This window comes from Luteibacter sp. UNCMF366Tsu5.1, assembly GCF_900119235.1.
Taxonomy (GTDB): domain Bacteria; phylum Pseudomonadota; class Gammaproteobacteria; order Xanthomonadales; family Rhodanobacteraceae; genus Luteibacter; species Luteibacter flocculans.
This window is the reverse complement of sequence record NZ_FPIS01000002.1, coordinates 1,038,732-1,053,241: the sequence shown is the minus strand read 5'-3', so window position 1 is coordinate 1,053,241 and position 14,510 is coordinate 1,038,732. Positions and strand designations below refer to the sequence as shown.

10 protein-coding genes are annotated in these 14,510 nt (G+C 65.3%); 1 reads left to right on the top strand and 9 read right to left on the bottom strand.

Annotation, left to right across the window (positions count from 1 at the left end; all coding sequences use genetic code 11):
- Positions 1-38: 38 nt before the first annotated feature.
- Complete coding sequence (locus tag BT115_RS13825) at positions 39-1,334, top strand: cytochrome P450 (protein WP_072323134.1); 1,296 nt, start codon at positions 39-41, stop codon at positions 1,332-1,334.
- A 14-nt stretch (positions 1,335-1,348) separates the two neighbouring features.
- On the opposite strand, the gene BT115_RS13820 is transcribed toward BT115_RS13825, so the two are convergent.
- From BT115_RS13820 to BT115_RS13780, 9 genes are all read right to left on the bottom strand, one after another.
- A complete protein-coding gene (locus BT115_RS13820; protein ID WP_072323133.1) occupies positions 1,349-2,137 on the bottom strand; it encodes an enoyl-CoA hydratase/isomerase in 789 nt (262 codons plus the stop codon).
- Positions 2,134-3,342, bottom strand: a complete 1,209-nt coding sequence (locus tag BT115_RS13815; protein WP_072323132.1) for a beta-ketoacyl synthase N-terminal-like domain-containing protein — start codon at positions 3,340-3,342, stop codon at positions 2,134-2,136. The genes BT115_RS13820 and BT115_RS13815 overlap by 4 nt, the downstream gene beginning before the upstream one ends.
- A gap of 63 nt (positions 3,343-3,405) precedes the next feature.
- A complete protein-coding gene (locus BT115_RS13810; RefSeq protein ID WP_072323131.1) occupies positions 3,406-4,776 on the bottom strand; it encodes a sensor histidine kinase in 1,371 nt (456 codons plus the stop codon).
- Entirely contained in the window at positions 4,773-6,131 is a 1,359-nt protein-coding gene (locus BT115_RS13805; RefSeq protein WP_072323130.1) for a sigma-54-dependent transcriptional regulator, read from the bottom strand. Before BT115_RS13805 ends, BT115_RS13810 begins: the two co-directional genes overlap by 4 nt.
- A gap of 52 nt (positions 6,132-6,183) precedes the next feature.
- Entirely contained in the window at positions 6,184-7,140 is a 957-nt protein-coding gene (locus BT115_RS13800) for an acyltransferase domain-containing protein (protein ID WP_072323129.1), read from the bottom strand.
- Complete coding sequence (locus BT115_RS13795) at positions 7,137-8,639, bottom strand: aldehyde dehydrogenase family protein (RefSeq protein ID WP_072323128.1); 1,503 nt, start codon at positions 8,637-8,639, stop codon at positions 7,137-7,139. Before BT115_RS13795 ends, BT115_RS13800 begins: the two co-directional genes overlap by 4 nt.
- Positions 8,640-8,652: 13 nt before the next feature.
- Positions 8,653-10,065 (bottom strand): MATE family efflux transporter, encoded by a 1,413-nt coding sequence (locus tag BT115_RS13790; RefSeq protein ID WP_072323127.1) that lies wholly within the window; start codon positions 10,063-10,065, stop codon positions 8,653-8,655.
- Positions 10,066-10,213: 148 nt separating this feature from the next.
- Positions 10,214-12,079 (bottom strand): glycoside hydrolase family 2 protein, encoded by a 1,866-nt coding sequence (locus tag BT115_RS13785; RefSeq protein WP_072323126.1) that lies wholly within the window; start codon positions 12,077-12,079, stop codon positions 10,214-10,216.
- Between the two features lie 10 nt (positions 12,080-12,089).
- The gene (locus tag BT115_RS13780; protein ID WP_072323125.1) at positions 12,090-14,456 is read right to left on the bottom strand and encodes a GH92 family glycosyl hydrolase; all 2,367 of its coding nucleotides are present in this window, start codon (positions 14,454-14,456) and stop codon (positions 12,090-12,092) included.
- Between the last annotated feature and the right edge of the window lie 54 nt (positions 14,457-14,510).

The following is a 14,510-nucleotide window of genomic DNA, read 5'->3' as shown; positions in this document are numbered from 1 at the left end:
CGACACTCGCGCGATCTTCAACGCAGGGATGGTGGGGAATGGATAGTTCCGTGGAAGCGCCTGTACTACCGGCCGACGTCACGCAGACGTTGCTCGATTCCCATACCTACGCGGACATCGAACGTCTCTCGTCGACTTACGCCTGGCTTCGCGCGAACCTGCCGCTCGGTGTCGCACGCTCGCGCAACTTCGACCCGTTCTGGGTGGTGACGCGTCACGCGGACATTCTCGAAGTCAGCAAGAACAACAAGGTCTTCCACAACGGCGATCGCGCCACCATCCTGACCGACCGTTACACCGATCTTCTCGTTCGTTACCTGCGCGACGGAAGCCCGCACCTCGCGCGCACGCTTGCGCACATGGATGATCCGGATCATCGGAAGTACCGTGCACTGACGAGCAACTGGTTCACGGCGTCGAACCTGTCGCGACGCGAAGACGCCATTCGTGGCATCGCCCGCGGGTTTGTCGACCGCATGTTCGCCAAGGGCAACGAATGCGACTTCGTAACGGAGGTCGCCGTGCACTATCCGCTGCACGTCATCATGCAGATCCTCGGCGTCCCTATTGAGGACGAACCCATGATGCTGCGTCTGACCAAGCAGGTTTTCGGCAACCTCGACGAGGATCTCAATCGCTCCGGCGAAACGGTGGTCACCGCGGAACAGGGCCTGATGGGGTTGCAGGCAGCTGTGGACGAACTTTTCGGCTACTTCGACGCGATCACGCAGGACCGCCGCGCCAATCCGCGCGACGATCTCGCCACGGTTATCGCGCAGGGCTTGATCGACGGCGAGCCGATCGGTGCCTTCGAAGCGATGTCGTATTACTCGCTCGTGTCCACAGCCGGCCACGACACGGTAAGTGCGTCGACGGCGGGCGCCATGCTAGGCCTGGCTTCGCATCCGGCCGAGTTCGAGAAACTCCGCGCGGACCCGTCCCTGATTGCCGGCCTGGGCGAGGAAGCCATGCGTTGGACATCGCCGGTGCGTCATTTCATGCGTACCGCCACGGAAGACTACGAACTGAACGACCAGCTCATCCGCAAGGGCGACTGGTTGATGCTCTGCTACATGTCAGGCAACCAGGACGAGGCCGTGTTCGACGATCCGCGTGCGTTCCGCGTGGACCGCACGCCGAACAAGCACGTCGCGCTGGGCTTCGGCGGACACATGTGCCTGGGGCAGCATCTGGCCCGCATGGAGATGCGCGTGTTCTTCGAAGAGTTGCTGCCTCGTCTCACCGGGCTGGAGCTGGCCGGTGCGCCACAGCACTCGAAGGCCGTGTTCGTCGGCGGGCTGAAAACCTTGCCGCTGCGCTTCGCGGGGGCCTAGGAATCTCTAACGAGTCACTCCCAGGGGAACAGACCCTCAGTGACGTACCGGGCGATGGCGGCGCGATTGTGCGGGTCCTCGAAAACGTCGAGGTTGCCCTGGATGGCGCGCTCGCGATGTGCACCCCAATCGGGCGTAACGCCCCGCGCGTAGGTCTTGTAGCGCTCGATAGACGTCTTCGACAGGCGTCCCAACTGACGCAGGTGACGTCGCAAGAGCATGTCGCCCTGCTCGTCCACCGCATCCGCCAGACCCCACGCCTGTGCCGTGGCCGCGTCGATCGGCTGCGTGGACAAGGTGAGATAGTGGGTGCGCTGGAAGCCGATGCGGCGCACGAGGAATGGCAGCACGCATGCGGGATACAGACCGAACAGCATCTCCGAGAGACTGAACCGCGCAGTCGTGTCCGCGAGCACGATGTCGCTCGCGCCGAGAAAACCCATGCCGCCGGCATTCACCTTGCCGCGCACGTAGGAAACGGTCACGAACGGACCCGTCGCGAGTCGCTGCCAGAGGTCGAACATCGGGCCCGGGCCCGCATGTGCCGCAAACCGCGGATCGACGCCTTGCGAGAGTTCAGCGAAATCGGCGCCGAAACAGAAGGTTTCCGCGGAACCGGAGAGCACGACGATCGACACGTCCTGCGCGTAGCGATCCAACGCCGTGTGGCACTCGGCGACCAGTTGCGCGTTGATGGCGTTGTTGGCGTCGGGACGATCGAACACGAGATGACATACCGCGCCTTCGATACGCACGTCCACGGCGTGACGTGGCGTGATAGCGGTCGTGGATTCCAACGTCATGCATGCATCTCCCAGCACAAGGCGGTGTTGATGCCGCCAAAACCCATACTGAGGCTGAGGGCGCGACGCGCGTCGGTCGCGACGGCCCCTTCCCTTACCCATTGAAAATCCTGCGCGATGGGCTCGTCGAGGTTGGCGGTGGGATGAAGCCGGCCGGCGCGAAGCTGCAGCAGCGTCGCCACCACCTCTACCGCTCCCGCCGCCGTCAGACCGTGTCCCGTCAGCGACTTGGTGGCGTTGAGCGCGACACCGGAAAGACCGGCCGCACGCAAGGCGGCCAACTCCGTCTCGTCGCCGATCACCGAGCCGGTGCCGTGGGGATTCACATAGCCCACCTCGTGCGGTTGCCAGCCTGCGCGCGCCAGCGCTTCGGTCATCGCGCGCGTCTCGCCTTCGACGGATGGATCGGGTTGACGATTCGCGTCCATGGCGAGACCCCATCCATCCAGGCTGGCGTAGGCGTGTCGGCCGCGGCGCGTCGCCGACTCAGGTGATTCGAGCACGATGGCAGCGGAACACTCACCGAAGATGAATCCGTCGTGCCGCACATCGAATGGCCTGCATGCGTGCATGGGCGCATCGGCAAACTGCGTCGAACCCATCGCACCGAGCGCCCGGAACCCCGAGCACTCCCAGTAAGAAAGGTCCATCAAGGCGCCTAACGCCACGCACGCGTCGAGCTGGCCGGATGCCACCATGTGTCGCGCCTGGATGATGGCGAGCTGTCCGCTGGCGGAGGCGCCACCGACGGTGAAGGCGGCACCGCGAATACCGAAACGCGCCGAACAGGCACCGGCGAGATCGGTGTCCATGAAACCCAGACCATACGTCGGCCGAACGAACGCACGCCGTTCGCGAAAGGCGTCGTGCACCAACACCTGTTCGCGCTGTTGTACGTTGTTGCCGCCGATCACGAGTCCGACGCGGGTGGGATCGATCTGGTCAAGGCCTGCTTCGTCCCAAGCCTCGGCAACGACCGCAAGGGCGGCTCGCGCGGAAAGGGAAAGCGTGCGCTCCGCACCCGATGCGGCCGGCATGGCGAGTTCGGCGCCCAGAAAGCGCGACGTATCGTGTTGGCGTCCTTCACGGGCCATCACATCGAACGATGTTCGCCCTTCCAGCAGCCCTTGCAGAAACGCTGCCTTACCCGTGCCCTGTGTCGACATGACACCGAGCCCCGTTACCCATGGTTTGCTCGCATCCATCCCTAGTCCCCCGCGCATGCGCCGGTGAAGCATGCCCTGCGGAGGCGTCGGGTACAAGCCAGGCTAAGGACGCGGCAGGGGCAACACCATGCGCGCGACGGCACCGCGCGCATCGTCCCGGTTGTGCAGGGTCACGGTGCCGGCGTGCTGCGCGACGATACTCCGGCACAGCACGAGACCAATGCCTGCACCTTCGGCGCGCGTGGTGTAGAAGGGTACGAATAGATTTTCGGGATTGGCGATGCCCGTGCCACTGTCGACGATCTCGAAGATGCAGCGTCCCGCTTGTACGGAAACGCCGAGACGCACGGGTTCAGCGCCAGTCGCTGCGGCGGCGGCCTGGGATTGGACCGCGTTTCGCACCAGGTTGATGAGGGCCTGTTCGAGGTGAACCTGATCGCCGAACAACGTCAGGTCGGGCACCTCGCCGTCGATACGCACGCCGTCGGCGGCGAACATGCCAGCGGTACGCTCGACGAGCCGCCGTACCGGGAACATGGCCTTGCGCGGCTCGGGCAAGCGCGCCACCTGGGCGTACACGGAGATGAACGACTTCAGGCCCTGCGCACGCTCGGCAATCAGCGACAGTCCATCGTGCAGCATGCCCTTCTCCACGATGTCGGGAGAACGAGAGAGGATGCTGTCCAGTGTCTGGCAGAGCGACGCGATGGGGGCAAGCGAGTTGTTGACCTCGTGCCCAATCACACGAATGAGGCGCTGCCACACGCGGATCTCTTCTGTCGCCAGCACCTGCTGCACGTCGGCGACGAAAACGATGCGCGCCGGCCGCCCCTGCTGCCGGTAGGTCTGTTCGGTAATCCGCCAGCGGCCGTCGCCACCTGGGAACCGATAATCCACGATGCGCGGATCGCCGCCGAGGGTCATGCCGGCAAACGGCGTGTCGTCGTAGGCAAGGTCGGCGACCGTGTCGCCCGCAGGCATGCCAAGCAGTCGCGCCGCGACGGGGTTCGCCAGACGCAACCGACCCGACGCCCCGAAGACGAGGATGGCCACATCGATCTGGTCCACCACCCGGCGCAATACGCCAAGCAGTTCCTGGCTCGCGGTCCGCTCGTTTTCCAGATCGTCGATGAGCGCATTGATCTGCCGGTACAGATCGCCCAACGGGCCTGCTTCGCGCGCATGGACGGAGCGAACCCCAAAGTCATGACTTCGTGCCGATTCGACGAGACTCGCCAGCGTGCGCAGATGGCGCTCCATCGCACGCACCATGCTCCAGCCGATCGCCACCGCCCACACGATCGAGAGTGACGCCACGGCGATCTCGACCTGCCGCGGCACGGCACGGTACGAGGCGGTGAACAACACCAGACATCCCGGCGCCACGGCCAGCAGCATGCCGGCGACGAGCGAAACCGGACGCGACCACGCGCGACGTCGTGGCGGCGCCGACGACGACAGACCGGGGATCATGTGGGTTCCTGCCGTCCCAGTCGGCGGTACAACGCGGAACGACTGATGCCGAGCGCCTTCGCAGCCAGATTGGCGTTGCCGCTGTGCTGCGCCAGCGTCCGCCGGATGAACCAGTCTTCGACTTCTTCCAGGGTCAGCCCATCAATGTCGTCATGCGCGCCAGAGGACAGGGTGCCGCCCAGTTGCAAGTCGCCATCGCCGATCGCCTCGCCCTGCGCGAGCAGCACGGAGCGCTCGATCACGTGTTGCATCTCACGGATATTACCGGGCCATGCATAGGCCAGCAGAGCACGTTCCGCGGCCGCGGAGAAGCGGGTTGCGGGCGATGCATAGCGCGTCCGCGCGCGCTTCAGGAAGGCGTCCGCGAGAAGCGGAATGTCCTCGCGCCGTTCGCGCAAGGCAGGCATGTGCAGCGTCACGCCATTCAAACGATAGAGCAGATCCTGGCGAAAACTCCTCTCGGCGATGAGCGCGTCGAGATCCGCATTGGTCGCGGAGATGAAGCGGACGTCGGCATGTCGTGCGTTCGAACTGCCCAGCCGTTCGTAAACTCGCTCTTCCAACAGGCGCAGGATCTTCGCTTGCTGCGGCATGGCGAGATTGGCAATCTCGTCGAGGAACAGCGTGCCGCCTTCGGCGAGCTCGACGCGGCCGACGCGGTCGGCTTTCGCATCCGTATATGCGCCCTTCGTGTGACCGAACATTTCGCTCTCGAAGGTCGTCTCGGCGAGCGCCCCCATGTTGACCGCGACGAACGGTCCCTCCGCACGTGAAGAACGTTCGTGGATGAAATGCGCGAGGAGGCTTTTTCCGGTGCCATTTTCGCCCGTGACGAGCACGGGCATGTCGCTGCGCGCCACGCGGGTGGCGATGTCCAGCAGCTGGCCCATGGCCGGCGACCGCCAGACGATGCCCGCCTGACCGCCCTCCTCGCGCAATGCCTCGTTCTCGGCTTCGAGACGGCGTGCTCGGCGATCCGTGGCCTGCAGACGCATCTGCGTACGAATCACGTTGAGCAGGCGATGGTTGTCCCAGGGCTTTTCGAGGAAATCCACGGCGCCTTCGCGCATGGCTTCCACGGCGACACCGATCGTGCCCCAACCCGTCATCGCGATGACCGGCAGGTGCGGCGCGATCGCCTTCAGTTCGCGAACCAGCGCCAGGCCTTCCTTTCCGGAAGTCGTGTCGTCGAGATAGTTGAGATCGACGAGGGCCACGTCGAAGGACTCCCTGCCCACCGCTTCGATGGCTTCGCGGGGCGAGGCGCACGCGTGGCTCGCGAGGCCTTCGCTCGTCAGCAGGAGTCGCAGTGCGCCGACGATGCTGCTGTCGTCGTCCACGATCAGGATGGTCATTCACTTGCCTTTGCTACGGGTCCCTGGCGTCGAATATATCAGCGCCACGCGGTCAGCACGCTGCCTTGGCCCGCAGACTGCCCAGATCGACGACGTCGCGCCCCAATCGCGCCAGCACGGCCCGTACGCGGTGCGGCGGCGGGAGGATGTAACGGAGGAAGGTGGCGAGCGTGCCGGAGGGTCCGAGGTCGAGGTACGAGGAGTGCGGACTGATGTGAGCCACCGCCTCGGCGAGCCGTATCGGCTGGCGCACCACGCGCCAGAAGTGCTCGGCATCGACCGCCTCCAACGGCGAACCGCGCTCACAGCACACGATGGAAATGCGCGGTGGCGCCAGGCGCAGAGACCGGCAATGCGCGAGGAATACGTCCTGCGCGGGATCGATCCAACGCGAGTGAAACGCATAGCGAACCGGCAGGCGTTGGTAGCCCACGTTGGCGGCACGCAACACGGCTTCCATTTGCCGAAGGCCATCGTCCGGCGCCGCCATGACGAAATGCCCGTCGAAATTGATGGCAGCGACCTCCCCGAAACGACCGAGCTGCGGCAGCCATGTCCGGTGTGAATCGAGCACAGCCAGCATCCCCCCGGGCTCACAGCAGGCTTCGATGGCGGCCGCCTGCTGGATCGTCGCGCCGAGCGCGGCTTCGGGGGTGAGCACGCCCGCAACGGCCGCCGCCGCAAAGGCACCGAGACTGGTGCCGAGCACACGGCGTGGCACGATGCCCTCGGCCATGACCGCACGCGCCAGGGCGAATTCGACCATGAAGATCGCCGGGTGCGTCATCGACAAGTCGTCCCACGATGCATCGCGCGTGCGCGCCGGATCGTGCATGGCGGCAAGCACGGATGCTCCGGCCAGGTCGCAGGCCACCTCGTCCAGAGCGAGCAGCGTGTCGCGAAAGACCGGATTCGCCGCGAACAGGGCATGGGCCATCAAGCCGTGCTGGCTGCCCTGCCCGGCGAAGACAAACGTCACGTCGTCTGCGTCGCGGGTGTGCTCGCTCATAGCCTCATCGCGATGGATTTGGTTTCGGTGTACGCCTCCACGCCGGCTCGCCCGAACTCCCGCCCCCAGCCGGATTCGCCCCAGCCACCGAAGGGCATGTGCGGATCGATCGTGTGGTACTGATTGATCCACACGGTGCCGGCACGCAGGGCACGCGCGACCGTCTGGGCCTTGCGACCGTCTCGCGTCCAGACGCCTGCGGCCAGTCCGTATCGGGACGCGTTGGCAGAGGCGATCACATCGTTCTGCCGCGTGAAGCGCGATACGCACAGCACCGGGCCGAATACCTCCTCGCGCATGACGGTCATGTCCTCGCGCACGTCCGCGATGATCGTGGGCGCGACGTGGTACCCCGGCCGGTCGAGCGCATGACCGCCGCAGAGCACGCGCGCGCCTTCGTCCGCCGCGGTCTGCACATACGCGAGCACGCGCTCGCGCTGGCGCGCGGAGACCAGCGGGCCGATGTCCGTGCCCTCCTCCAACGGCATGCCGGGAGTCATTCGGCCGGAGATCGCGACGATGCCTTCCACCACCTCGTCGTAGACGGCGTCCTCCACGTACAGGCGCGAGCCCGCGTAGCAGACCTGCCCGGCGTTGAAGAAGATGGCTTGCGCCGAACCGGCGATGGCGCGCGGCAGGTCCGCGTCCGCGAAGACGATGTTGGGCGACTTGCCGCCCAGTTCGAGCGTGACTCGCTTGAAGGTTTCCACGCAACGATGCGCCACATGTCGTCCCACGGTGCCCGACCCGGTGAACGAGACCTTGTGCACGCCAGGATGCGTGACAAGCGCTTCCCCCGCCACGTCGCCGCGGCCTGGCAATACCTGGAACACGCCCGGGGGCAGCCCCGCCTCGATGCCAAGTTCGCCAAGGCGCAATGCCGTCAGCGGCGTGAGTTCCGAGGGTTTCAGGATTACCACGCACCCCGCGGCAAGCGCGGCCGAAACCTTCATCACAGCCTGAAGCAACGGGAAGTTCCACGGCACGATCGCAGCAACGATGCCGAGGGGCTGGCGCACGGTCTGCGCACTGACTAGGCCACCGTGGCCAGCCAATTCATAGGCTTCACCCGTGAGCTTGGTCGCCCAGCCGGCGTTGTAGCGCAATGTGTCGATCGTAAAAGGCACGTCGATCATGCGCGTGGTGAGAATGGGCTTGCCGACGTCCAGCGATTCGAGCGTCGCCAATTCCAGCGCATGCCGCTCCAGGAGGTCCGCCAACCGGAACAGCACGGCAGCCCTCTGTGTGGGCGACACACCCGACCAGCGGCGGAACGCCTGTTGCGCCACCTCGACTGCCTGGTCCACCTCCGCTGGGCCCGCGAGTGCCACGCTCGCCAGCACGCTGCCGTCGCCCGGATGTTCAACTGCAAGCTCGCCTGCGGACGTATCGCGTACCCAGCGCGAACCGATGAGCATGCCGCCCACCCGCGCCAGGAAGGGGCGTGCGACCTCCGGCACGACATCGTTCACGTCAGGCGCCATCGTCATTGAATCCATGCTGCGCACTCCTTTAGATCGCGTGTACTTTCCAGCGCCCGCGCAGGAACAACGCGCCACTGCAGAACGCCAGCACCGCAAAGCCGATCGTCACGCCCACGTACAGGCCGAACGTGCCGAGACCGGCCGGCACCGCGAGGACCCAGGCCAGCGGCACCTGCAACAGCCAGAAACACGTGAAATTGGTCCATGCCGGCGTGCTCGTATCGCCCGCACCGTTGAAAGCACCTTGCAGACACATGCCCGCCGCATAGAAAGGAAACGCGCAGGCCACCACGCGCATCGCACGGGTCGCTTCTTCGATCACGAGCGGATCGTGGGTCAAGGCGCTCGCGACGGCACGAGCGGCGACGAAGAGGATCACGCCCATGGCCCCGAAGACACCCACATTGACGGCGACGGTGAAGCGCACGGCGCTGGCTGCGCGGTCCGGTTGTCCGGCGCCCAGGTTCTGCCCGACGAGCACCGCAGCCGCACGCGCCACGCCCAGCGAAGGTACGAGAACGAATTGCGACGCACGCAGGGCGATCGTGCAACCGGCAAGCGCGACGTTGCCCGAGCGCGCCGCGATGGCGTACAGCCCGATCGCGCTGGTGGAAGCGACCAGCATCTGCAAGGCGCCGGTCCAGGCGATGCGAATCACCCGCTTGAGGATCGCTGGCACGGGGCGTAGGTGATGCCAACGCAGGCCGATGCCATCGCGACCGCGAGCGAGATAGCGAAGTTGATAGACAACGCCGAGACCGCGGCTGCATACCGTAGCTGCGGCCGCTCCCGCAACGCCCATACCGTGCCAGGAGCCGATGCCGAAGATGAACAACGGCGCGAGCACGATGTTCAGCCCGTTCGCCATCCACAGCGCACGCATGGGCACGCCTGCGTGACCGGCGGCGCGAAGCGACGCACCGCAAATGAACATGAGGGTCACGGACAGATTGCCGGCAAACAGCACGCGCACGTAGGGCGCACCAGCGATCGCTGTCTGCGCGTCGGCACCCATCGCGGAAAGCACGTGCTCCGCCAACAGGCAGGCAGGCACGCCAAGGAGGAAGGAAAGCAGGATCGCCAGCGACATCGCCTGGCCCGTCGGCAGCGCAGCGGCGTCGAGCCGGCCGCTCTGCCCGACCTGCCTCGCGACCAACGCAGAGGTCGCGATGGCGAGACCGAGCGCAAACGCGTAGACGAAGCTCATGGCCGCTTCGCCGAGACCGACGACGGCTACCGCGGCGATACCGATCCGGGCGACCCAGAAGACATCCACGATCGCGAAAATGGACTCCGCAACCATCTCCATGGCCATCGGCCAGGCAAGCTTGCGTACCGCGCCACCGAGCGGGCCCTGCGTTCCGTCGACGCGTTCGCCCGAGCTACCCGTAAAGGCACGCAGCGCGGCAGCGACGCGACGCCATCCAGACAATCCTGTCATCGTCCCCCGCCCCTTAGCGATGTCGTCGAGGCCAGCCGGCCTTCGTCCCCTCGCGCATGCTGCCCTATAAGCGGCAGGTCGTCCAGCGACGGCGGACCTCGCGGCGTCGCCCGGCATGCCGGGTCATATCGGGCCGCCGTCGCCTGCGTCAGTGCCCCTCCCCTGCCCGGATCGTCGCCTCGTTGATCGCGCGTGCTCTGGCCTCGTCCACCTTTTCCACTTGACGGTCATAGGTGAACAAACCGTTGTGCTCGCCTTCCACATCGATGATCTGGGTATAGACGCTGCCGGACATGCCCTTGGCCGTGCCCTTGTCGCGCAATACAGCGGTATTGGCGACATAGCCATCGATCAGCGCATCGCGGTCCTTCACCGCCCCGTAAGGGTTGATGGCCGTGTTCGGCCAGACGTGACCTGGAACGCTCAAGGTCAGTCCTCCATGTTCGCCATCCATGGTGGCCCGCGTGGCGTCCGGGTTGGGTAGACCTGGGCCCTGGTAGTCGTGCACGTCGTAGACGTCGCCTGCGTGTGGATCGCCCTTGGTATCGCAGCAGTTCAATCCACTGCGCGCATCGACCAGACGTGACGGATCGAGCCGTTTTATCTGCGCGGCCAGTTCGGCAGCGGCGGGAATGCTCCACTGACCCCATCCCTCGTTGAAGGGAATCCAGCCGATGATCGATGTCTCGCCGCGCAGTTGCTCCACGATAGACGAGACATCGGCGCGGAAGCGGGCCTTGTCGGCGTCGCTGAGCGCTTCGTTGTGTCCGTTCGGCAGCGAGGGCATGTCCTGCCAGACCATGATGCCCATGCGGTCGGCCCAGTAGTACCAGCGCGCCGGTTCGACCTTGATGTGCTTGCGAATGGTGTTGAAGCCGAGATCCCTGGTCTTCTGGATGTCGAACTTGAGCGCTTCGTCCGTCGGAGCGGTATAGATACCGTCGGGCCAGTAGCCCTGGTCCAGGGTCGCCAGAAGGAAAGTGGGTTTGCCGTTGAGCACGATGCGGTTGTGTCCCCCTACCTTGGCGATGCCGATGGTGCGCAGCCCCGCATAGCTGGTGACGTCGTCGTGCTGATCGCCCCGCGTGAGCGTCGCCTTGAACGTATAGAGGAACGGATCGCGCGGGGTCCACGGACGCGGATGCGCGATCGCAAGGCGCAATGGCTGATTCGCCGGGCCGCTCGCCTCACCGACCGGTTTGCCATCCGCATAGGCGGTGACATGGAGACTGGCGTCGCCCTGGCCGTCGACCTTGGCCGCGACAGTGAACGCGTCCAGGCTCGATACCGCCGTAAAATCGAGTTCCGCAAGACTTAGCGCCGGTACGGGTTCCAGCCAGACCGATTGCCAGATGCCGGACGCCGCGGTGTAGAAGATGCCTTCCGGCTTGAGTCGCTGCTTGCCGACCATGACGTTCTCGGCATCGACGGGCGCATGCACGGTCACCACGATTTCCTGTGGACCCTGCGCTCGTAGTGCTGGCGTGATGTCCGCAGCGAAGGACGTGTAACCACCCGAATGCGTCGCCACCTGCGTGCCGTTGACGTAGACCGTGGCGTCCTGGGCGACCGCGCCGAAGTTCAGGCGCACATGCTGCCCACCGGCCGTGAAATCCTTAGGGATATCCACGAGCCGCCGGTACACCATGAAATCCGCATGCGAGCCTATGCCCGATAGCGCGGACTCGACGGGATACGGCACGAGCACCTGGTCCTTCAGCGTGTGACCGAACGGCGGCGCGATCTGTGGCATGCTGGCCGCGTACTGCCAGAGCCCGTTGAGGCTCATCCAGCGCGGCGCGTCCAACGACGGACGCGCCAGGCGCGGCCTCGGATACTCGGGCAAGACATCGCGTGGCGTGACCTTGCTCGTCCAGGGCGTTGCCAACGGCGCGACCTTGCCGTTCCAAACCTTTGCCTGGTCCGGCGCCGCCGTCGCTGTCGTCGCGACGCCGATCGCCAGGGCCATGCCGGCCGAGAAGAACGCAGGCCGCGTCGTGAGATTGATCTTCATGCGTTGTTCCTTACGGTTGAGCGCCCGACATGGACGGCGGTGCATCCTGTGGGTCGGTGCCCCAGGCGGTGCTGGGCTCGGGACCCATCGTGAGTACCAGCGTGGCGCCATCGGCGATGTCTGCGTGGCTGAACCATGGTTTGTTCCAAGCCTTGCCGTTGAGCGTGGCGGACTGGATGTACATGTTCCGCGCAGAGTTGTTGCGCGCCACGACTTCGAAGGTCTTCCCGTTGCCCAGGCGCATGCGCACCCGGTCGAAGATCGGACTGCCGATGATGTAATCGGGCGTCGAGGGATCGACCGGATAGAAGCCCATCGCGCTCAACACGTACCACGACGACGTCGAGCCTTGATCGTCCATGCCCGGGTAGCCGTAGCCGGTGGCGTCGCTGCCGTAGAGATCGGCGAGGATGCGGCGTACCAACGCCTGCGTCTTCCACGGCTGGCCGCTCCATGCATAGAGATAGGCGGCCTGCTGGTCGGGCTGGTTGCCCTGGACGTATTGCCCGATGAGGCCGGTGCAATCGCGGCACACGCCCTTGGCCTCGTAGGGCGTGGAGAAGAAGGCGTCCAGCTTGGCGTTGAAACGATCGCGTCCGCCCAGCAGGTTCATCAGACCTTGCACGTCGTGCGGCACGAGCCATAGCGTGGACCAGCCCGAGCCCTCCTTCATCATGAAGTTGTAGTAAGGCTCGCCCGGGTCGAACGGCGAGCTCCACTGGCCATCCTCGGTACGCCCCCGAAAGAAGCCGGTACTCGGATCGAACACATTGCGGTAGTTCCCAGCGCGACGCTGGAACAGGGCCGCGTCGTCGTTCTTGCCAAGGCGGCGAGCGACGTCGGCAAGCGCGTCGTCGTCCCAGGCGTATTCCAGCGTCGTGGCGACACCTGCCTTTCCGCCAGCGTACGGCGGGCTCGGGTTGCCGGCGGGAACGATGTCCGAAATCCAGCCACGCTTCATGTACTCGTCGAGGTACCCGCGCGGCCCCTTCGTATCGGTCGCGTTCTTGCGCAGGTACTCATAGACCGCGGCATAGTCGAAGTCGATACCGCGTCGCCACGCGCCGTCGTAGAGGAGCACGGCATGATCGCCATGAAACGACGTATTCATATAACCGCGTTCGCGCGCGCGATCCAGTTCGGAACGCATGATGTCCTGCACGACGGTCGGTTCGAGCAGCATGAGCAGCGCGATCTGGTTCCGGCCCGTGTCCCAGAACGGTACCGGTCCATAGTGATCGTAGTCGGCGACGTGATCGCGACCGTCCGCATCGGTGTAGTGCTCGCCCTTCCGGGCGATCATGCGCGGGCTGGCGAACGAGTGGTACAGCGTCGAATAGAACAGCATGCGCTGTTTCGGCGTGCCGCCTGTCACCTGCACCTTGTCGAACAGGTCTGCCCAACGGGCCCGTGCCCTCGCATGCACACGATCGAAGTCGGCGTCGCTGTCCTGTGCGCGGAGTCGCTGCTCGGCTTCGGCGGTGCTGTGACCGTGGGCAATGCGCAGCACCACCTGCTCGCCTGCTTTCGTGTCGAAGGTGACATAGGCGCCAGCGTAATCGCCGGACACCTGGCGACGGCTGGCCTGCACGTCCTCACGCCCAAGCCCTTCGCCCTTGTGGGTAATCTCCGCGTGGAACGTGCCGAATACTTTGAACGGGCGCGAGAACTCGGCAACGAAGTACGGGCCGTCGGCATCCCTCTCGGGCCGATTGGCATGACCGACGCCGCGGATCATGCGGTCGCCGACCACTTCTACGTCACCGCCTTCTCGACGCAGATTCACGACCACATTCGATCGCGGACTTTCGGGAAAGGTAAAGCGCATCAGGCTGGTCCACTGAGTCGCCGTCAGTTCCACCTTGGTGTGGAACGTGGCGAGGTCCACGGCGTAATAGCCCGGCGATGCCTTTTCGGTGGCCTTGTCGTAATACGAGGTCATGTAGTCGGGCGGCACGGTCCAGTCGCCGACCACCGGCATGACCATCGGCTCGCCGCGTGCGCCATACGTCGAACCGCCGCCGGTGAAACCTACCATCGCAGGACGGCGATAGTCGTATGCCACGGCCACGCCCGTCGTGAAGCCGAGGTCAGCATTGATGTTGGCCGGCGCAGCCTCGGTGGCGCTCTGCGGCAGGCTCGCGCCCGGCGTGGTCATGCCGGTATAGAGCGGCTCGCCGGGCGGCGGGGAGTTTCCGATCAGCGCCGGCTTGTCGAGCGGTGCCGTGCCAACGAGGGGATTGGCGAGGTCGACAGGCTCCGGGGAGGTCGCCGGCTTGTTGTCTTTTGCCAGCACCGCTGTCGCAGAAGTCACGACAAACAGGGAAAGCGCGAACGCGAGGGCACGTTGGGGAAGACGCGCCATAGGAATGATCATGGGGGTTTCCTTCGCTCGAAACGAAGACGAGGCCAGGCAATCACCTGGCCCCGT

What these genes read in the sequence shown, in the direction of transcription:
- BT115_RS13825 (WP_072323134.1), top strand. Translation starts at nt 39, where the DNA reads ATGGATAGTTCCGTGGAAGCGCCTGTACTACCGGCCGACGTCACGCAG.
- BT115_RS13820 (WP_072323133.1), bottom strand. Translation starts at nt 2,137, where the DNA reads ATGACGTTGGAATCCACGACCGCTATCACGCCACGTCACGCCGTGGAC.
- BT115_RS13815 (WP_072323132.1), bottom strand. Translation starts at nt 3,342, where the DNA reads ATGGATGCGAGCAAACCATGGGTAACGGGGCTCGGTGTCATGTCGACA.
- BT115_RS13810 (WP_072323131.1), bottom strand. Translation starts at nt 4,776, where the DNA reads ATGATCCCCGGTCTGTCGTCGTCGGCGCCGCCACGACGTCGCGCGTGG.
- BT115_RS13805 (WP_072323130.1), bottom strand. Translation starts at nt 6,131, where the DNA reads ATGACCATCCTGATCGTGGACGACGACAGCAGCATCGTCGGCGCACTG.
- BT115_RS13800 (WP_072323129.1), bottom strand. Translation starts at nt 7,140, where the DNA reads ATGAGCGAGCACACCCGCGACGCAGACGACGTGACGTTTGTCTTCGCC.
- BT115_RS13795 (WP_072323128.1), bottom strand. Translation starts at nt 8,639, where the DNA reads ATGGATTCAATGACGATGGCGCCTGACGTGAACGATGTCGTGCCGGAG.
- BT115_RS13790 (WP_072323127.1), bottom strand. Translation starts at nt 10,065, where the DNA reads ATGACAGGATTGTCTGGATGGCGTCGCGTCGCTGCCGCGCTGCGTGCC.
- BT115_RS13785 (WP_072323126.1), bottom strand. Translation starts at nt 12,079, where the DNA reads ATGAAGATCAATCTCACGACGCGGCCTGCGTTCTTCTCGGCCGGCATG.
- BT115_RS13780 (WP_072323125.1), bottom strand. Translation starts at nt 14,456, where the DNA reads ATGATCATTCCTATGGCGCGTCTTCCCCAACGTGCCCTCGCGTTCGCG.